The organism is Novosphingobium sp. EMRT-2, assembly GCF_005145025.1.
Classification (GTDB): domain Bacteria; phylum Pseudomonadota; class Alphaproteobacteria; order Sphingomonadales; family Sphingomonadaceae; genus Novosphingobium.
In genome coordinates this window covers 586572-606135 of sequence record NZ_CP039695.1, presented here as the reverse complement: position 1 = coordinate 606135, position 19564 = coordinate 586572, and the positions used below count along the sequence as shown (strand labels likewise).

Genomic DNA, 19564 nt, shown 5'->3' with positions numbered 1-19564 from the left:
CCGTAATGGTCGAAAGCCAGGTGAAGCAGGGCCGATGATCCGCCTGTTCAAACATTACATACCGAACGCGGTCTTCCTTCTGGGCCTGTTCGATTTCTTCCTGCTGATCGCGTCGGGCGAACTGGGCTGGATTGTCCGTGCGCGGCAGATCGGTCTGGAATTCGGGCCGATCAACGAACGCTGGGCGCCGCTGGCGACGTTCGCCGTGCTGGTGCAGGTGGCGATGATTTCGGTCGGGGTTTACGGGTCGGAAGCGCTGCGATCCCTGCGCTATGCCGCCGCGCGCCTGCTGGTCGCGGTGAGCCTTGGCATCATCGCGATGTCGGTGGTCTATTTCCTGCTGCCCGGCCACACGTTGTGGCGTTCGAACCTGTTCTACGCGATGTTCCTGGCCATCGGCCTGTTGTTCGGGGTGCGTGTGCTGCTGGGCGGCCTGCTCGGCACCGCCGCCTTCCGCCGGCGCATTCTGGTGCTGGGCTCCGGCCATCGCGCCGATCGCCTGCGCAAGCTGGGAGAGCGGCCCGAAGCGGGGTTCGTGATCGTCGGCTATGTCGGCATGAGCGATGGCGTGCCGGTGGTGGAGGAGGCGATCAACCGCGCCGCCATCCACAACCTGACGCGCTTCGTGGACAACCTTGGCGTCAGCGAAGTGGTGCTGGCGCTGGAGGAACGGCGCAACGCGCTGCCGCTCAAGGACTTGCTGCGGATCAAGACTACCGGCGTTCACGTCAACGATTTCTCGACGTTCGTGGAGCGCGAGACCGGGCGGATCGATCTCGATACGGTAAACCCGAGCTGGCTGATCTTCTCCGACGGCTTCTCGTCGGGCCGGATGCTGTCGAGCGCGGCCAAGCGTCTGTTCGACATCGTCGCCAGCCTGCTGCTGCTAGTGATGACCTTGCCGGTAATCGCGCTGTTCGCGGTGCTGGTGAAGCTGGACAGCCGTGGCCCGGCCTTCTTCCGGCAAACCCGGGTGGGGCTCTACGGGCAGAATTTCGATGTCATCAAACTGCGGTCTATGCGGACCGATGCCGAAGTGGACGGCGCGAAATGGGCGCAGAAGGACGATCCCCGGGTAACGCGGATCGGCCGATTCATCCGCAAGGTGCGGATCGATGAGCTGCCGCAGACGTGGACGGTCCTCAAGGGCGAAATGAGCTTCGTCGGCCCGCGCCCCGAACGACCGGAGTTCGTGTCCGATCTTGAGGACAAGCTGCGCTACTACGCCGAACGGCACATGGTGAAGCCGGGCATCACCGGCTGGGCGCAGATCAACTACCCCTACGGCGCTTCCATCGAGGATGCGCGCAACAAGCTCGAATACGATCTCTATTACGCCAAGAACTACACGCCGTTCCTCGACCTCCTGATCCTGTTGCAGACCATCCGCGTCGTGCTGTGGAACGAGGGCGCGCGTTGAACGCGATCGACGAACTCGCGGGGCATACCTCCAGTGGGTTTGCCCACTGGGTCTATGTGCTTGCGGCGTTCTGCGCGCTGCTGCTCGCGGTGTGGTTGGGCGATGGTGCGCGGCGGCGCGAACCCGGCGGCAAGGTGCGCATTGCCGCGCTGATCGCGATGGCGTTGTGGGCCTTGCTGTGCGCGGCGCTGGGAGCCGGATCGCTCCCGGCGCAACTGGCAGAAACGCTGCGGGATCTTGGCTGGCTGGGCCTTATCTACGCCTTGTTCGCCAGCGATGGGCGCGATGGCCATAGGGGGCCTGTCCGCCCGTTGATGATCGTGCTCGCCTTCGTGGAGGCGTTGCAGGCGATCGCGATCATGCTGCAACTGTGGTTCGGCGCGATCGAGGGGGTGGAGGAGATGATCTTCCATATCTCGGTCATGCTGCGGCTGCTGGTGACCACCGGCGTGCTCGTGCTGGTCCATAATCTCTATGTCGGCGCGGTGGCGCAACAGCGCATCGCGGTGCGCTGGGCTTGCGCGGCAATGGCGCTGGTATGGGGCTACGACCTCAACTTCTACACTATCGCCTACCTGGCGAACTGGGTGCCGGACAATCTCGTGGCGATCCGGGCGTTGACCCAGATCATCGCTACGGTCCTGCTCGCTTTCGGGGCGGCGCGTGCGCAATCGTCGCTGCGCTTTTCGCCTTCGCGCACGATCGCTTTCCAGTCGCTGTCGCTGCTGGTGATCGGCGGCTACATGATCGTGATGGTCGGTGCCGCGCAATCGCTCGCGTGGCTAGGCGGCAATGCCTCGCAACTGGCGCAGCTTGGCTTTGCGGTGGCCATCACGGTGCTGGTGCTGGCGGTCATGCCGTCAAAGCGCCTGCGCGGCTGGGCCAAGGTCATGCTGGCCAAGCACCTGTTCCAGCATCGCTACGATTATCGCGCCGAATGGCTGCGCTTCACCCGCACGATCGGCCACGGAGGGGCGCAGGCGCTGCCGCTGCACGCCCGCGTGGTGCAGGCGCTGGCCGACATCACCGACAGCGCCCAAGGCCTGCTGCTGGTGCCTTCCGAAACGGGCGACCTCGAACTGGCCGGGCGCTGGCAATGGCCCGCCGCCGAAGTGCCGGGCATGGCGATGGACGCGGCCAGCATGGCCTTTTTCGAACAGCACGGCTTCATCGTTGATCTCGACGAGGTGCGCGCCGGCACGGATCATCAGGGCGAACGGGCGCGCGTGCCGGGCTGGCTGGTGGAGGATCACGAAGCCTGGGCGCTGGTGCCGCTGCTGCATTTCGAACGTCTTGTCGGCATGGTCGTGCTGGGACGGCCGCCGGTGATGCGCCAGCTCGACTGGGAGGATTTCGACTTGCTGCGCGTGGTGGGGCAGCAGTTGGCGAGCTATCTGGCGGAGAACAACGGCCAGGTCGCGCTGCTTGAGGCGAGCCGGTTCGACGAGTTCAACCGCCGCATCGCCTTCGTGATGCACGACATCAAGAACCTTGCGAGCCAGCTCAGCCTGCTGGCGCGCAACGCGGAACGCCATGCCGAAAATCCGGCATTTCGCGCCGACATGCTGGTGACGTTGCGCAATTCCACAGACAAGCTCAACGCGCTGCTGGCGCGCCTTTCGCGCTATGGCAAGGCGGCTCCGGAAAAACTCTCCGGGACGGACGTGGCAGACGTGTGCAAGGGGGTGGTCGCCCGCTATGCCGGCGCGCAGGGGCCGCGGGCGCACGCTGTCGATGAAGCGTCCTTCGGCGTTCTGGCCCATCGCGAAACGCTGGAGCAGGTGCTCCTGCACCTTGTCCAGAATGCGATCGATGCCAGCCCGCAAGGGATGCCGGTGCTGCTGCGCTGGCGCATCGAGGGTGCGGAGGGGTGTATCGACGTGGTCGATACCGGCGCGGGCATGAGCGCCGACTTTGTCCGCAACGGCCTGTTCAAGCCGTTCGTTTCCACCAAGGCTGGCGGGTTCGGCATCGGGGCCTTCGAAGCGCGCGAAATGGTGCGCGCCATGCGCGGGCGGCTCGATGTGGAAAGCCGGGAAGGGCTGGGCAGCCGCTTCACGATCCGTCTGCCGCTCGCGGTGGCGGCAGAGCCCGAAGACAGTTCCGGGACCGGTGACGGTACCGCAGAAAAGAAAGTGGCATGATGACCGAGGAGCGCCCCAAGCTGTTGATCGTCGAGGACGATCCCGGTCTTCAGGCCCAGCTCAAATGGGCCTACGAGGATTTCGACGTGTTTGTCGCCGGCGATCGCGCCAGCGCGCTGGCGCTGCTACGGGCGGAGGAGCCGGCGGTGGTGACGCTCGATCTGGGGCTGCCGCCCGATCCCGACGGCACCAGCGAAGGCTTTGCCGTGCTGGACGAGATCATGGCGCTCAAGCCCGATACCAAGGTGATCGTCGCCAGCGGCCACGGCGCGCGCGAAAGCGCGCTGACCGCGATCGCCAAGGGCGCCTATGATTTCTATCAGAAGCCGGTCGATATCGATGCGCTGGGCCTGATCGTCCGCCGCGCGCTGCACCTCCACCGGATCGAGGCGGAAAACCGCTCGCTGGCGGATCGCGCCGGGCCGGACAACAAGGTGCTGGGCCGGATGATCACCGCCGCGCCGGAAATGGTCAAGGTTGCCCGCACGATCGAACGGGTCGCCGGCACCAATGTTTCGGTCATGCTGCTGGGGGCGAGCGGCACCGGCAAGGAACTGCTGGCGCGCGGCCTGCACGAAGCGTCGAACCGGCGGCGCGGCGCGTTCGTCGCCATCAACTGCGCGGCCATTCCGGAAAACCTGCTCGAAAGCGAACTGTTCGGGTATGAGAAGGGGGCCTTTACCGGGGCGGTCAAGACCACCGAGGGCAAGATCGAGATGGCCAGCGGCGGCACGCTGTTTCTCGACGAAGTGGGCGACATCCCGTTCCCGCTGCAAGTGAAGTTGCTGCGCTTTTTGCAGGAACGCACGATCGAGCGCATCGGGGGCCGTCGCTCGATCGAAGTCGATACGCGCATCGTCTGCGCCACGCACCAGAACCTGGAAGCGATGATCGCCGAAGGGCGGTTCCGCGAGGATTTGTACTATCGCCTGGCCGAAATCGTCGTGCGCATTCCGGGCCTTGCCGAGAGGCCGGGGGACGCCACGCTGCTGGCCAATGCCTTCCTCGCGCGCTTCGCGGCCGAGATGAACCCGGCCGTCAAGGGGTTTGCGCCCGATGCTCTGGCCGCCATCGATGCCTGGAACTGGCCCGGCAACGTCCGCGAGCTGGAAAACCGGATCAAGCGCGCGGTCATCATGGCGGACGGCAAGCTGGTGACGGCGCTGGACCTCGACCTGCCCGCGCCGGACGAGGGCACCGACAATCCGCTGAACCTCAAGACCGCGCGCGAGGCGACCGACCGGCGCGTGATCCGGCACGCGCTGGCGCGCAGCGAAGGTAACATATCCGGAACCGCTCGCCTGCTCGGGATCAGCCGGCCGACGCTTTATGACCTGCTCAAGCAATACGATCTCCAGCACTAGGCGCTGGCCCGTCGTGTCGCGGCTGGTCGCGGCGGCGGTTCTGCTCGCCGTCGCGCTCCCGGTTGCGGGCAGCGCGCCCTCGCTTGATGGATTGCGGGGAAAGGCCCGCGCCGCGCTGGACCGGGGGGACGGGATCGCCGCCGAAGTGCCGTTGCGCGAAGCGGTGCGCAACGGCACGCCCGCCGATGCCGTGCGCGATCTGGTGGGCGAGGCGCTGCTGCTGGAAGGAGACCGGACGGAAGCGCGACGCTGGCTGACCGAAGGCGCGTTCGCCCCTGATGCGGCGGGCAACGGCTGGCACGTTCGCGGGCGGCTCGAACTGGCCGACGGCAACCTTCAACCGGCGGCACAGGCGTTTGACCAGGCGCTGCGGTTCCTGCCCGCTGACGCTGGATTGTGGGTCGATATTGCCCGGCTGCGCTTTTCGGGCGGCGAGCAGGCCCAGGCGATCGCGGCGGCGGATCACGCCGTACGGCTGGACCCGAACAATGTGCGCGCGCTGGAACTGCGCGGGATGCTGGTGCGCGAACAGTATGGCTTGCGCGCCGCCCTGCCGTGGTTCGAGGCCGGCCTGCGGATCGCGCCCAACGACAAGGCCCTGCTGGGCGAATATGCCGCTACCTTGGGTGATCTTGGCCAGTATCGCGCGATGCTGGCGGTCTGCCGCAAGCTGATCGAGGTCGATCCGAAGAACGCGCGCGCGCTTTACCTGCAAGCTGTGCTGGCGGCGCGCGCGGGAAAGACCGAACTCGCCCGTTCGATCCTGCTGCGCACGGGATCGGCGCTGCGCGACATGCCGGCCGCCATCCAGTTCAACGGCATTCTCGAATACCGGGCCGGCAACGTGAATCTCGCGGTCGAATACTTCGATCGCCTCTCGCGGATGCAGCCGGACAACCTAGAGGTGCAGAAGATGCTGGCGCGGGCGCTGGATCGCCAGGGGGATTACCGGCAGATACTCGACCGGTTCGAGATCGTGGCACGCCAGCCCTGGGCATCGCCCTATATGCTCGCGCTTGTCGGTCATGCGTGGGAACGGCAGGGCAAGCCGCAGCGTGCCGCGCCCTATCTTGCCCGGGCGGCGCAGCACGGCGTCCGTGCGTTCGCGCCGCTGCCCTCGGGCGCGCCGCTGGGCGTGCTGGGCGTGCGCTACAACGAGGCGCCGAATTTCGCGACCAACGCGCTGCCCTATGTCCGGGGGCTGCTGGAAATGCGGCTCCACGGCGAGGCACTTGCGGTTGCCACGCGCCTGCGAGATGCCAATCCCGGCGCGTCGGAGGCGCACCTGCTGGTCGGCGATGTCCGGATGCTGGCGGGCGACACGACCGGAGCCATTGCCGATTACGATCGGGCCGCGTCCATCCGTTACACCGAGCCGGTTCTGGTCCGCATGGATGCGGCGCTGCGCGCGGCGGGGAGGGCGCGCGAAGCCGATGGCATGACCGCGCGCTATCTGTTCCAGAACCCCGGCAGCGTGGCAGCCATGAAGCTGCTGGAAGCCGGCTGGCGTCGCGAGGGGCGGGATGGGGACGCCGACGCGATGGCGCAGGTTTTGGCGCGGCGCGGGCAGGGCTGATCGCGCCGCCCGCCTTGTCCGGCGGAATCGCTCTGGACAGGACACCGCCCCGGGCGGTACGACCTCGCTTTAATCGATCAATTAAACGCGGGGGAGCGGCATGGCCGGAGCGCTGGAAGGACTGACTGTCATCGAGTTCGCAGGGATCGGGCCGGGGCCGTTCGCCTGCATGATGCTGGCGGATCATGGCGCCAGAGTGATCCGGATCGACCGGCCGGGAGCCGCAAGCCGTGTCGGCGACGATGGCCAGCGCGACATCCTCAACCGCAACCGCCAGCGCATCGCGCTGGATCTCAAGGACCCGGCGTCGCTGGCGCGCATTCGCGAGCTGGTGAAGGAGGCCGACGCCATCGTCGAAGGCTATCGTCCCGGCGTGATGGAGCGGCTCGGCCTTGGTCCGGACGTGTTGCTGGCGGACAACCCGCGCCTGGTCTATGGCCGGATGACCGGCTGGGGCCAGGATGGGCCGATGGCGCCGCTGGCCGGGCATGACATCAATTACATCGCCCTGTCCGGCGCGCTGCACACCTATGGCGAGGCGGGCGGCAAGCCCCAGTTCCCGGTCAATGCGGTCGGCGATTTCGGCGGTGGCGGCATGCTGATGGCGTTCGGCATCATGGCGGCGGTGTTCAGCGCCCGCACCACGGGCAAGGGGCAGGTGGTCGACTGCGCGATGGTCGATGGCGCGGCGATCCTTTCCGCGATGACCTGGACGTTCTTCGGCAACGGCATCTGGAAGGACGAACGCGGCGTCAACCTGCTCGATGGCGGCACGCATTTCTACGACACCTACGAGACGGCGGACGGCAAGTGGATCTCGATAGGGTCGATCGAGCCGCAGTTCTACGCGCTGCTGATGGAGAAGACCGGGCTGAAGGACGATCCGGATTTCGCGCGGCAGATGGATGCGAAGGCGTGGCCCGATCTCAAGCAGCGGACCAAGGCGCTGTTCCTGACGAAGACGCGCGACGAATGGTGCGCTATCATGGATGGCACGGACATCTGCTTCGCGCCGGTGCTCAGCCTGGCGGAAGCGCCGGGCCACGCGCACAACGTGGCACGCGGCACGTTCGTGAAGGACGACGGCATGGTCATGCCCGCGCCGGCGCCGCGCTTCCTTGGTACGCCGGCTCCCGAACCAAAGCTCGTCTCGACGCCGATTGACTAGCCGTTCAATCCGCGCCGGTGTCGGGATGCCGACGCCGGTGGCGGATCGACCACCACAGCGACAGGCCGATTAGGGCCGCGCCGATTAGCCCGGTCACGCTTTCGGGAATGTGGAAGCGCGCCGATGCCAGCATGATCCCGCCCAGCGCGATGATCGCCCAGAACGCGCCGTGTTCGAGATAGCGGTATTCCGCCAGCGTGCCTTTCTGCACCAGCATGATCGTCATCGAACGGACGAACATGGCGCCGATCGACAGGCCCAGTGCGATGATCACCATGTTGTTGGAAAGGGCGAATGCGCCGATCACGCCGTCGAAGCTGAACGAGGCATCCAGCACGTTGAGATAGAGGAATCCGCCAAGTCCCGAGCGGACCAGCGCCCCCGCCGCCTTCTGCGCTTCTTCGCGCATTTCGAGGATCGTGCCGATCGCTTCCACCGCGATGAAAGCCACGATGCCGAGCATCCCCGATACGATGAAGGTATGCGCCTCGGCAGCATCCAGCAGCAGCGAGACGAGATAGAGCACCACCATTAACAGGCCAATCTCGGCGGCCTTGACGTTGGAGACGAGGCTCAGCTTCTCCTCGATCCAGCGGATCCAGTGGACTTCTTTTTCACCGTCGAAGAAAAACGACAGGCCCACCATTGCCAGGAACGCGCCGCCGAAGCCGGCGATGCCGACATGCGCGCCGCTGACGATCGCCTCGTAGCGCGCCGGTTCGTTGAGCGAGAGCTTGAGCGCTTCCACCGGCCCGATGCCAGCGGCGATCGCCACGATCGCCAGCGGAAACACGATGCGCATGCCGAATACCGCGATCACCATGCCCCAGGTGAGGAACCGCCGCTGCCAGACGTGGTCCATCTCGGCGAGGACGGTGGCGTTGACCACGGCATTGTCGAACGACAGCGAGATTTCGAGGATCGACAGCACCGTCACGATCCACACCAGCGCCAATGTCGCGGAGGCCGAACCCGTCAGCCACCAGCCATAAGCTACCGCCAGCGCGAGGCAGACCAGCGTGAAGCCGATCGAGCCCTTGTAGAAACGAAGCACGGTGTGGTCCCCTGAAGATATGGAAAGGCGGTGGCCGACGCGCGGCCATGGACGGTCACGCCGGGCATAGCGGAACGACCCGGCAACGCAATGCCGGGAAATGCGCGGATGCTTGCGTTATGCGGAATCAGCGCGGCTGGTAGGTCTGTTCGATGCCAGGGAAGGTCCGGTTGCGGACTTCGTCGGCATAGCGCGCGGCCGCGCCGGAGATCGTCTCGGCCAGGTTCTCGTAGATCTTCACGAAACGCGGCACTCGTTCGAACATGCCCAGCATATCCTCGGTCACCAGCACCTGCCCGTCACACTGCGCCGATGCGCCGATGCCAATCGTGGGGCAGGGCACGGCCTGCGTGATCTGGATGGCGATCGGTTCCACCACGCCTTCGATCACGATGGCGAACGCGCCGGCATCGGCCAGCGCCCTGGCATCGCCGACGATCTTGGCGGCTTCCGCCTCGCTGCGCCCGCGCGCGTTGTAGCCGCCCAGTACGTTCACCGCCTGGGGCGTCAGGCCGACATGGCCCATCACCGGGATGCCCCGGCGGGTGAGGAAGGCCACGGTTTCCGCCATGGCTTCGCCCCCTTCGAGCTTCACCGCCGCGCAGCCCGTCTCTTTCAGCAGGCGCGAGGCGCTGGCGAACGCTTGTTCCGGTGAACCTTCATAGGAGCCGAAGGGCATGTCCACCACGACGGCGGCATGATAGCTGCCGCGCACCACCGCCGCGCCGTGCGCGGCCATCATGTCGAGCGTGACGGGAACGCTCGAAGGCAGGCCGTAGATCACCTGCCCCAGCGAATCCCCGACTAGAAGCAGATCGCAATGCGCATCGAGCAACTGTGCCTGCCGCGCGGTGTAGGCGGTCAGCATCACCACGGGCTGGTCGGTCACTCCGTCCTTCTTGCGCTGACGGATCGCCGGAACCGTCAGGCGCTTCATCGGCGCCGGCGTCGGGTTGGCGCGGCTGGTCGCGGTATCGAGCTGGAACGTCGTGGACATGCATGTGGTCCCTTCGGAATACGGGGACAAGCCTTCTAGACCATCGTTCGCCGCCCGCAAGCATGCCGGCATCCCCAGAAGGCGGGGGAAAAAGACCTTTGCGTGACGGAACCTTGCCGCTAGCTTCCTCCGCCACAACCTGGTTGCCGGTGTAACCGTTCCGAGGGATCGGCGGTCCGCAACGGTCCAAGGCGGGAGAATTCCATGTTCGGTCGCGTCAAACCACTCGACGCCATTCTTGCAACTGCCGAGAAGAAATCGCTGCATCGCTCGCTCGGCGCCTTCCAACTGACCATGCTCGGCATCGGCGCCGTGATCGGCACCGGCATTTTCGTGCTGACGGCCGAAGCGGCCCAGAAGGCCGGGCCGGGCATGATGCTCAGCTTCGTCATCGCCGGCTTCGTCTGCGCCGTGGCCGCCCTGTGCTATGCCGAAATGGCGGCGATGGTGCCGGTTTCGGGGTCAGCCTATACCTACAGCTACGCCGTGATGGGCGAACTCATCGCCTGGATGGTCGGCTGGGCCTTGATCCTGGAATACGCGGTGGCGGCCGGCGCGGTCAGCGTCGGCTGGTCGGGCTATGTGGTCGGGCTCGTGGAGAACGCCTTCCACATAGACATACCCGACATGCTCGTGCGCGGTCCCTATGACGGCGGCGTGGTCAACCTGCCCGCCATGCTGATTGCCAGCCTCGTCACCGGACTGCTGGTGATCGGGACCAAGGAAAGCGCGACGGTCAATGCCGTGCTGGTGGCGATCAAGGTCTCCGCGCTCACGCTGTTCATCATCCTGTCGGTCCCGGTGATGAACATGAAGAATTTCGAACCGTTCATGCCGCTGGGCTTCAGTGGCGTGGGCGCGGCGGCCGCTTCGATCTTCTTCGCCTACGTAGGCTTCGACGCTGTCTCGACCGCCGCAGAGGAAACCAAGAATCCGCAGAGGAACATGCCGATCGGCCTGATCGGCAGCCTGGCGATCTGCACCATCTTCTATCTGCTGGTGGCGGCGGGCGTGATCGGTTCGGTCGGCGCGCAGCCGGTGATGGATGCGCACGGCATGGGGCTTGAACCGGGCAGCCGCGAACTGGCGGCTCAGTGCGCGGGCATCGGCGATCAGGCGGTGGTCTGCTCCAAGGAAGCGCTGGCGTGGACGCTGCGGGAGATCGGCTGGCCGCAGATCGGCAACCTGATCGGCCTGGCCGCGGGCCTTGCCCTGCCTTCGGTGATCCTGATGATGATGTTCGGCCAGACCCGCATCTTCTTCGTGATGAGCCGTGATGGCCTGCTTCCGGCGGCCTTTTCCAAGATCCACCCCAAGTTCAACACCCCGCACGTCATTACTATCCTGACGGGTGTGTTCGTGGCCTTGTTCTCGGCATTCTTCCCGGTGGGTCTGCTTGCCAACATCTCGAACTCCGGCACGCTATTCGCGTTCGCGGCGGTTTCGGTCGCGGTGCTGATCCTGCGGCGCACGGAGCCTTCGCGGCATCGTCCGTTCCGCACCCCGGCAATCATGATCACCGCGCCGCTCTCGTTCCTGGGCTGCCTCTATCTGTTCTACAAGCTGGACGTGAAGAGCCAGATGCTGTTCGTTATCTGGGCGGCGGTGGGCCTGCTGGTCTATTTCGCCTACAGCCGCAGCCGCAGCCATGTGGGCCGTGGCACGGTCGAGGTGCATGAGGACGACGCGGGCATTCCGCCGCAGCCGGTGCCCCCGCTGCCCTGAACGGCCGGTTCGATCGGATCGGCGCAAAAAGGGGCGCTTCCTTCGGGAAGCGCCCCTTCCTTTTCGGCGAAGGCCGCGATCAATTCGATGCGACGAGGTGCAGTGCCCTGACGTTTTGCGCGGATGCCTGGGCCATCATTTCGTAGGCCGCCCGCGCCCATATCTCGGCGTGGGTGAAGCGTTCCGTCTGCTCCGCAGAAGCCGCTTCCGTCTTGACGGCGGCGGCGCGACCAGCTTCCGCGACGGCCTTGACCTGGCTGGCGATCGAGACCTGCTTCGATGTGGGCGATGCTGGAGTGGCGATCGGCGCGTTGCTGATCGCCGCCGTGCCGTCCCTCGCCACGGGAGCGGTGGGCGTGTTTTCGGCCGGTGTGCTCGCCTGTCGCGGCGCGCTTGCAGCCGGTTCCGGGCTATCGGTGCTCGCGCTCGGTGCGATGCCCGCTGACGCCGGGGAGGGCGCGGCGATTGCCTCTGCCGGTAGGGGCGCCTCCGGCGCGACCGCCGGAGTGGCATAGGCCACGGGTTCAGCAGGGGCGCTGCTGGCTGGCGGGGTCACGCCCGGCGCTGAAGCGTTTTCCGTCACGGGACTGGCCGGGGCAGGCTCCGGCTCCGGCGCAGTTTGTGTGCTGGCGGGCGGCGTGCTGGCAGACCCCGGCGCTGCGACGGGGGGACTGTCGTTCGATGGCGTGGGCGATGAAGCCGCCGAAGTCGCTCCACTGGGCGTGGGGGCTGTCACCGGGATGGTGTACGTCACCGGTTCCGCGGGAGGGCTGCTGGTTTGCACGATCACGCCCGGCGTCGAGGGGTTTGCCGTTGCGGTACCGGCTGGCGCGGGTACTGCGGCGGTGTTTGCGACGGGAGCGCTCGTGACCGTGGACGACGTGGAGGTCGGAGTGGACGATGCAGGGGCGGTGGGCGCCGGCTGCGGTGTGGCAGTATTCGTAGTCGTGGTCTGCTTCGGCACGAAACTGCCGAGCAGGCCGCCAAGTGATAATCCCATGATTTCTTCCCAACGTGTTATCGCGTTGGGAGCTACGGGCGGCCTGTTAAGGCGTAAAAAATGGGAATGGTTTACCGGTGGGTAATCGCCTCCGGTCCGGACCTATCCGAACACACTACGCGGCTTTGGTTAAGATCGGGTTTAGCCTATGCCCGCAACCGCTCGATGCCCTGCGCCAGCGCCACATAGAGCTTGCCCATGTCCGAGGACAGCAGCGTCACGCCCAGCGCGTTGCCATCGCGCGTGGACAGAAGCTGGCGAAGCATCGCCTCGAAATCGTGGATGTAATGGTTCACGTTCTCGCGGAAATCGCGGTTGCGTTCGTAGTGGCTCTGGATGGCCTTGGCCTGTCCGCTGTCGATCAAGCTGACCGCGCGCCGTGTGAAGATGCCTCGGTCTCCGCGGAGATAGGCCGCCCACGCGGTTTCCGACACGTCGGTCGACAGCGCCTTGGCGATATCGATGGAGGTCGAGTTGAGCGATTCGGTGATGAGCGCCACCCGCCGCGCGAAATCGTTGTCGACCTGTTCGGTTGCGCGTTCGCGCAGGCGTTCCACGCGCGCTTCCAGGTTGCCGGCCAGTTCATCCACCCGGCTTAGCTGGTCGCGCATCTGGATAACCGAATCACGGCTCGCGTGCGTCGCGGCGTCGATCGCTTCTTCCAGCTTGCCCACCAGTTCCGCGCCGCGCCCCTGCAGCACGCGCACGATGGCCGCGCCGCTCTGGTCGCCAAGGCGGTTCGCGATTTCCTCGATTTCGCCGACGGTGCCTTCGCGCAGTTCCGAGGCGATCCCCGAAGCGACGCCGGAGAGCCGCGTGAGCACTTCGGTAAGCCGCTCGTCAACTTGCGTGGCCAGCTCCTCGCTTTCGCCGCGCGCGGTGGCAAGCAGCTGGCGCAGTTCGCTGATGCTGACCTGCTGTTCCGCCGCGCGGCTGAGGAAGGCTTCCTGAAACCGGCCGACGTCCTTGATCGCATCGCGCACTTCGCCGCGCGTGGCGACGATGTCTTCGGACAGGGTGCGGCCACTGTCGCCCGCTTCGCGCAAGGTGTCGCGCAGCATGAACACGCGATCCTCGATGCCCTTCAGCCCGGCTTCGGAACTGCGCAGCGCTTCGGGAAGCTGCGTGCGCGTATGCTCGCCGCTCACCTGGATCAGTTCGAGCAGGCGAACCGCCGCCAGCGTCAGTTCCCCGATCTGCACATCTGTTTTCGACAGCGCGTCGCGCGATTCCGCAAGCCGCTGGTTGAGCAGACCCAGCGCCTGATCGACGGCTTGCGCGGTTTCTCCACCCTGTTCGCCCGAGGCGCGCAGCGCCAGCGAGAAGGAAACCACGCGTTCGGCGATCTGGTCGCAATGCGTGGCGAGCTGCCGGGTGCTCTGCACCTGTTGCCGGCGCTGTTCCTCGATCACCTGGTCCAGCTCGGCAAGCTTGGCGGCCAGCGCGTCGGCGGCTTCGGCGCCGGCGGCTTCCATCGCCTGGCGCCGCAGCAGGATGGCATCGTCGATCTCGGTCAGGCGGCGGGTTAGCGCCGCGCGCTGTTCCGAAGCGGAAGCCTCGGTGCTCGCGCGCCGGCGTGCCAGTTCGTCGTCCAGCCGCCGGGCTTCGGCCTCGATCCGGGACACCAGCGAACGGGCGGAATCCTCGAAGCCGGCCAGGCGCTCCATCGCCTGCGCCACCACCGCTTCGTGATCGCGGCTGACCGCGCCCAGCGATTGCAGCGTGGTATCGGCATGGGCGGCGGAGCGTTCGTACCAGGCCTTGAGCGCGTCGCTTTCGGCGGCAGCGATCTGTTCGCCAAGCCTGCCGCTTTCTTCGCGCAGCGTGTCGAAGCGCAGTTGCAGGGCATCCAGCGCCTCGGCCTCGGCCGCCATCGTGGCGACACGGTGCTGGTCCAGTTCGGTCGCCAGGTGATCAGCGCGCGCACGAATCGCCGCCAGGGCCGCGATCTCGTCCTGATCGAGCCGCTCGCGGAATGCCTCGCCCTCGGCAGTGAGCGCGGCAAAGCGTTCGGATGATGTTGTTTCGAGTTCATGAGTCGCGGCCTCGAACGCGGCGAGCGCCTCATTCACTTTGCGGCGGATCGAATCGACCTGCCGCTCGCTCGCCACGCCGAACTCGTTGAGGCGCTGGAAGCCGGCGACAAGGCTCTCAAGTTCGAGATGCGCCGTGCGCCCGGCACCGGCGATGTTGTTGGTCACATCCTTCGCCGCATTGGCGATGACCGGCAGTTGCCCGCGCAGCTTCTCCATGTTGTCGAGCGCGCTGACCGAAACGGTGGCGATGCGATCGACCTGCGCGCCATTGTCGACCACCAGTTCCTGCAACCGCGCCGCGCTGCCGGTAATGCGTTCTACCGCGATGCGCCCCAGCGCTTCCAGATCGCGGCTTTGCGAGGCGATGAAATTGCGCGCCAGCGAGAGTTCGGTGTTCACGCTCGTCAACCGCTGTTCGAGCCGTTGCGACTCCAGCGAAAGCCCGCGCGCGGCGTCGTTGAACCGCGCGGCTTCGCGCTTGCTCAGGCGCAGGACCAGCAGCAGGGCGACCAGGCACAGCAACACGGGCATCGACCATGAGGAGATCGACTGGACCCAGACGGCCGGTGCAGGTGCCGCGCGCAACGCGTCAAGGTTGGCCCACACGAAAAGGCCGGTCCAGGCGCCGATCGCCAACGTCGCCAGGGCGGGCGCGAGAAGGCCCGAAAACCGCGAATGGGTGGCTTCCTCGAACCATTCGCTCTCGCCGGCCTCGATCGCCGGCAAATCACCGATCGGATCGGTCAGTTCCAGCGGTTCCGCCTGATTGTCGCGCGTATCGGCAGCCGCCTCCCCTTCGGGCTGGCTGCTGTCGATCGGAATGATGCGTCCCCCACTCATGGAAGGGGCATACCACGCCGCGGGCAGCGGCATAAACCCAGTTTTAACAATGACTGTCGAATATGGCCCGATGGCCTATCTCGGCGAAACCATCGATGCCGCGCTGGCGGCGGCCGCAGGCGACGATCCGGCCCTGTTCCTTGAACTGCGCGCGGCCTTCGTCGAAAGTATCGAGCGGCAGCTGGACCTGCTTTCGCGTGCGCGGTGCGATGGCAACTGGCACATGGCTGCGCTGCGGCTGAAGGGCCTTTCCGCCAGTTTTCATGACATGCTGCTGATGGAGCTCGCCGACGAGGCGATCGAATCCGCGCCGGGCGAACCGCGCATCCTCCGGAAAATCCGCCAGCATATCGATGATCTCGCGCCCGAAGCCTGACGCTTCGCCACAGCGGGCTGCGGGGCGGGGATAAGGCGGGCGGCGCGCTTGGCAGAACTGCCTCTGCGCCCTACCATGGCGGCTTACAGGAGGCCGGAGAGCGTGCGGGTCGCATTGCTATCGCTGATGGAAGCCGCGGCGGAAGAGCCGTCGGGGCTGCGCGGACACCTGCCGATCGGCGGGCGTTCCGTGTTGCGCCATCAGGTGGGCCTGGCGCTGGCCTTTGGTTGCGCGCGCATCGTGGTGCAGGCCGAGGCGCTGACCGGCGAACTCGTGGCGCTTCAGCACGTGGCCGAAAGTGCTGGCGCCCGGTTTCATGTGATCCCCACGGGGCGGGCGCTGGTGCCGCTGGTTTCGCCAGAGGACGAACTTCTCGTGCTGGCCGACGGGCTGCTTGCCGTGCCAGAGGATGCCTTGCGCCTGCTCAACGACGGTCCGGTGATCCTGACCATGCCCATCGAAACCGGGCTGGCCGCCGGATTCGAACGGATCGACATCAACCACGCCAGCGCTGGCGCCATGCGCTTGCCCGGGCGCGTCGTGGCGGGGTTGGGCGAATTGCCGCCCGAATGGAGTCCGGCGTCCGCCTTGCTGCGAATCGCGGTACAGGCCGGCGTGCCTCAGCGTGACATTCCCTTTGCGTTCATCGATCAGGGGCGGTGGCGTCTGATCCGCAGCGAGGAGGAAGCGCACCGGGCCGAACCGGGCTGGCTGCGGCTGCATACCATCGGGGCGCACCGCCGTTCGCCGGGCGAAATGCTGGCCGGCATCGCCGTGCAGAAGATCGGCCCGGCGCTGCTGCACGCCGGCACACGGCCCTATATCGTCACCATCGCCTCGTTCGCGCTCGGCGTGCTGGGTGTGGGCGCGGGCTGGTTCGGGAGCGCGACGATCGGCTTTGTCCTGTTGGCGTTCTGCTGGCTCGTGGCCGAATGCGCCGCGCTGCTCGCCCGGGTGGAGCGGGCATCGCTTCTGGCATCGGCGCGCATGGCGCCGACCGGGGCCGCGTTCGCGCTGCTGCTCGACGCCGGCTTCGTCGCGCTGTGCGCGTGGCGGTCCGAACTGGCCGATATTTCGGGCGTGGCGGCGGCGCTGCGGCTGTTCGCGCCGCTGGTCCTCGTGCTGACCTTGCGACTTGTGCCCGTGGTCTGCGCGGGGCGCGACTGGACATCGTGGCTGAGCGACCGCTTCCTGTGCGGCATCGGCCTGGCGGTGCTCAGCGCGATCGGGCCGTTCGACGCCACGCTGCGGATGGTCGTGCTAGCCCTGCTGGCGGGAACGCTGCTCGACGCGAGCGCCGTCGGCCGCCGTACCGCTAACGCCGCATCAACCATTCGGGAATAAAAGATTTCCGATGATGGACCCCGTGGTTCCCGCAGTCGCTTCCGGAGCGATGGAGGACGTGCTGGCCACGCGGCTGGCGGCGGAGGATCGCGCGTATGCGGGGACCGGTCCGGTACTGCAATATCTGCTGCATAACGGGCTGGGAACGATCTTCGACGACGAGATTCTGGCCCGCGTGCGCGGCATGCTGGCGGATTGTGCCCGCCAGCTTGCCGCCGCCCTGATCGGGCCGGATCGCGCCAGCCACGATGGCGAGGCGACGGTCGACGCGCTGATTGCCGGGCTGGCGGAACAGCCGGCAATCCTCGAACACTTTCATGCGCTTGCGCTCGAATGGCGCCTCGCGTTGCGGCTGCGCGAAAGGGCTGCGCTCGATCCGGCATTGTCGCCGTTGATCCAGGAACAGATCGGCGCCGGCAACCCATCGGTTTCGACGCTGGCGGTGAACCTGATGGCAGCACAGGCGCGCTTCTGCCAGCAGCAGCGACGGATGCAGTTGCCACTGACGGAATTGCCCGGCGATGTGCTGAACCGCGCGATCCGGGTGATGCAGGGCGTGGCCCGCGATGCCGATGCCGATGCGGTGCAGGCGGAACGGATCGTGCGCACCGGGCTGGACGAAAAGCGCAGCCGCCTGGCCTTGCTGCGCCGCTCGGTGGCGGCGCTGGGGGAGAGCGCCGGCGTTTCGCTGGTGCTGACGCATGCGGGCGCGGCGCTGTTCGTCACGGCGCTGGCGCTGGGCGCCGGATGCTCGCGCGAGGCCGCCGTTTTCGCCACCGCCGAGGGGCACGAGACCCGGCTGCTGCTAGGGCTGATCGCCTGCGGGCTGGAGGAAAGCGCGATCGCGGCGCAATTCCTGGCGGTGCACCCGGGCGGAACGGTCCCGGCGGGCCTCGGCTTTGTCGCGCCCGAACGCGCGGCGGCGCTGCTGGCAGGGTACGAGCGCTCATGAAGGCGCTCGATCTGGCTCACGGCGTCAGCGATCCCGACGACCGGCTGACCGATGCCAGCGAGGTACTGGCGGACTGGCAACGGCGCTGCGGCGGTGAGCTGCCCGGCGTGATCGCGATCCCGGCCCTGCTCGATCTGGTACGATCGGCGCGGCGGGCCGGCACCCCACTGGCGCGCACGATAGCGTTCATGGACGAAACGCAGGCGCTGTCCGCATGGGCGGCGGTCACGCCCGACGCGGACGGTGCACGGATCGAACTGAGCCGGTGGCGGACCTCCGCGGTGGAGGATAGCGGCGCGGATGCGCCCGGCGCGGCGGCGCTGGTCCGGCAGATCGCCGAAGCGCAAGTGCTGCTCGATGCCGAACAGCGCGTGGTCTCGGTCGATGCCATGGCCGCCGACCTTGCGGGCATGGTCTCAGCCATGCGCGAAGGGATCGGACGGCGCTGGACCGAATTCGTGACGCTGGCCGAGCTGGGGCATCATCAGAGCGCGCTGCACTGGCGCCTGCTGGACGATGCGGCGGTGGGAATCGACGGATCGGATCGGCCCTGGCGCGCGCGGCTTTTCCCGATGGGGGACGCCGGTTTCGAATTGCTGCTGGTGCCGGATGGCATCGTCGCCGTACCGCATGAAAGCGTGGCCCCTTCACCCCAGGCGCCGGACGCGGCGAGCTGGAACGGCATCATCGGTCGCGAACTGGCGCCGGCGCTGCGGCAGCCGATCAACCGCATCATCGCCAACGCCGAAACGATCCGCACCCGCCTCGCCGGGCCGCTGTCGGACGAATACAGCACTTATGCCGGGGATATCGCCGAGGCGGGCCGCCATCTGCTGGGGCTGATCGAGGATCTCGCCGATCTGGAGGCTGTGGAGGCGGAGGGATTCAAGCCCGCACCCGATCGGATCGATCTGGCCGATTGCGCGCGGCGCGCGGCGGGTATCCTGTCCGTGCGGGCGCAGGAGCGCGCAATCGGGCTAGCGACCCCTGCCGAAGAGACGCGGACCCCCGCGATCGGCGAGTTCCGGCGCGTGCTCCAGATCCTGTTAAACCTGCTGAATAACGCCATCCGCTACACGCCGGGCAGTTCCACCGTCACGCTGTCATGCGGGACCGACGGCGCGCGCGCCTGGCTTTGCGTGGCCGACGAAGGGCAGGGGTTGACGCAGGAGCAGGTGGACCGGCTTTTCGCCAAGTTCGAACGGCTGGGCCGATCGGGCGACGGCGGAACCGGGCTTGGCCTCTATATCTCGCGGCGGCTGGCGCGGGCGATGGGGGGAGACCTGTCGGTGGAGGCGACGCCAGGACAGGGCGCGCGGTTCGTATTGGAACTGCCGGCCGACAGCCAGGGGACGTCAGCGCCTCCGGCGTGAGGCTCGCCATAGTGCGCCGGCGCCCAGCAGGGCGAGCACGGCACCTTTCCATACCCATTCGCGTTGATCCAGCATGAAGCTGGAGGCGGGCCACAGGATGAGGCCGGTTCCCTGGCCCATCCACAGCCCGCCCATCAGGACGGCGACGACGCCGAAAATCCGCAGGATTATTCTGAGCATCGCCGCCGCTCCCGA

16 protein-coding genes are annotated in these 19564 nt (G+C 66.9%); 11 read left to right on the top strand and 5 right to left on the bottom strand.

Going from position 1 to position 19564, the window contains the following annotated elements:
* Positions 1–34 precede the first annotated feature (34 nt).
* The 5 genes from FA702_RS03120 to FA702_RS03100 all read left to right on the top strand — a co-directional run bounded on the left by FA702_RS03120 (position 35) and on the right by FA702_RS03100 (position 7672).
* A complete protein-coding gene (locus tag FA702_RS03120) occupies positions 35–1420 on the top strand; it encodes a TIGR03013 family XrtA/PEP-CTERM system glycosyltransferase (RefSeq protein ID WP_136954983.1) in 1386 nt (461 codons plus the stop codon).
* Complete coding sequence (prsK, locus tag FA702_RS03115; RefSeq protein ID WP_255504688.1) at positions 1417–3564, top strand: XrtA/PEP-CTERM system histidine kinase PrsK; 2148 nt, start codon at positions 1417–1419, stop codon at positions 3562–3564. Before FA702_RS03120 ends, prsK begins: the two co-directional genes overlap by 4 nt.
* Positions 3564–4928, top strand: a complete 1365-nt coding sequence (gene prsR / locus FA702_RS03110) for a PEP-CTERM-box response regulator transcription factor (RefSeq protein ID WP_136957239.1) — start codon at positions 3564–3566, stop codon at positions 4926–4928. The genes prsK and prsR overlap by 1 nt, the downstream gene beginning before the upstream one ends.
* Positions 4929–4941: 13 nt before the next feature.
* On the top strand, positions 4942–6504 hold the full coding sequence (locus FA702_RS03105) for a tetratricopeptide repeat protein (RefSeq protein ID WP_168195981.1): 1563 nt from the start codon (positions 4942–4944) through the stop codon (positions 6502–6504).
* A 100-nt stretch (positions 6505–6604) separates the two neighbouring features.
* Positions 6605–7672 carry a CaiB/BaiF CoA-transferase family protein gene (locus FA702_RS03100; RefSeq protein WP_136954981.1) on the top strand — a complete coding sequence of 356 codons (1068 nt, stop codon included), beginning with the start codon at positions 6605–6607 and terminating at the stop codon, positions 7670–7672.
* Positions 7673–7676: 4 nt separating this feature from the next.
* On the opposite strand, the gene FA702_RS03095 is transcribed toward FA702_RS03100, so the two are convergent.
* Together FA702_RS03095 and panB are read right to left on the bottom strand one after the other, a co-directional pair.
* Positions 7677–8726 (bottom strand): DUF475 domain-containing protein, encoded by a 1050-nt coding sequence (locus FA702_RS03095; protein WP_136954980.1) that lies wholly within the window; start codon positions 8724–8726, stop codon positions 7677–7679.
* Between the two features lie 127 nt (positions 8727–8853).
* Positions 8854–9723: a 3-methyl-2-oxobutanoate hydroxymethyltransferase gene (gene panB / locus FA702_RS03090; protein ID WP_136954979.1), complete on the bottom strand. Its 870-nt coding sequence runs from the start codon at positions 9721–9723 to the stop codon at positions 8854–8856.
* 204 nt (positions 9724–9927) lie between these two features.
* On the opposite strand from panB, the gene FA702_RS03085 reads away from it, so the two are divergent.
* On the top strand, positions 9928–11448 hold the full coding sequence (locus tag FA702_RS03085; RefSeq protein ID WP_136954978.1) for an amino acid permease: 1521 nt from the start codon (positions 9928–9930) through the stop codon (positions 11446–11448).
* A 79-nt stretch (positions 11449–11527) separates the two neighbouring features.
* Here the strand turns inward: FA702_RS03085 and FA702_RS03080 are convergent, their stop codons facing one another.
* Positions 11528–12031: a hypothetical protein gene (locus FA702_RS03080; protein ID WP_136954977.1), complete on the bottom strand. Its 504-nt coding sequence runs from the start codon at positions 12029–12031 to the stop codon at positions 11528–11530.
* A gap of 55 nt (positions 12032–12086) precedes the next feature.
* Here FA702_RS03080 and FA702_RS03075 point away from each other — a divergent pair, with 55 nt between their 5' ends.
* Positions 12087–12533: a hypothetical protein gene (locus FA702_RS03075; RefSeq protein ID WP_136954976.1), complete on the top strand. Its 447-nt coding sequence runs from the start codon at positions 12087–12089 to the stop codon at positions 12531–12533.
* A gap of 61 nt (positions 12534–12594) precedes the next feature.
* Here the strand turns inward: FA702_RS03075 and FA702_RS03070 are convergent, their stop codons facing one another.
* Positions 12595–15324: a hypothetical protein gene (locus tag FA702_RS03070; protein WP_136954975.1), complete on the bottom strand. Its 2730-nt coding sequence runs from the start codon at positions 15322–15324 to the stop codon at positions 12595–12597.
* A 70-nt stretch (positions 15325–15394) separates the two neighbouring features.
* On the opposite strand from FA702_RS03070, the gene FA702_RS03065 reads away from it, so the two are divergent.
* From FA702_RS03065 to FA702_RS03050, 4 genes are all read left to right on the top strand, one after another.
* Positions 15395–15700, top strand: coding sequence for an Hpt domain-containing protein (locus FA702_RS03065; protein ID WP_136957238.1), 306 nt, complete (start codon positions 15395–15397; stop codon positions 15698–15700).
* A gap of 102 nt (positions 15701–15802) precedes the next feature.
* Positions 15803–17044 carry a hypothetical protein gene (locus FA702_RS03060; protein ID WP_136954974.1) on the top strand — a complete coding sequence of 414 codons (1242 nt, stop codon included), beginning with the start codon at positions 15803–15805 and terminating at the stop codon, positions 17042–17044.
* 10 nt (positions 17045–17054) lie between these two features.
* The gene (locus FA702_RS03055) at positions 17055–17996 is read left to right on the top strand and encodes a hypothetical protein (RefSeq protein ID WP_136954973.1); all 942 of its coding nucleotides are present in this window, start codon (positions 17055–17057) and stop codon (positions 17994–17996) included.
* Complete coding sequence (locus tag FA702_RS03050; protein ID WP_136954972.1) at positions 17993–19369, top strand: HAMP domain-containing sensor histidine kinase; 1377 nt, start codon at positions 17993–17995, stop codon at positions 19367–19369. The genes FA702_RS03055 and FA702_RS03050 overlap by 4 nt, the downstream gene beginning before the upstream one ends.
* On the opposite strand, the gene FA702_RS03045 is transcribed toward FA702_RS03050, so the two are convergent.
* On the bottom strand, positions 19352–19549 hold the full coding sequence (locus tag FA702_RS03045; protein WP_136954971.1) for a hypothetical protein: 198 nt from the start codon (positions 19547–19549) through the stop codon (positions 19352–19354). The two genes, FA702_RS03050 and FA702_RS03045, sit on opposite strands and share 18 nt — an antisense overlap.
* Positions 19550–19564 lie beyond the last annotated feature (15 nt).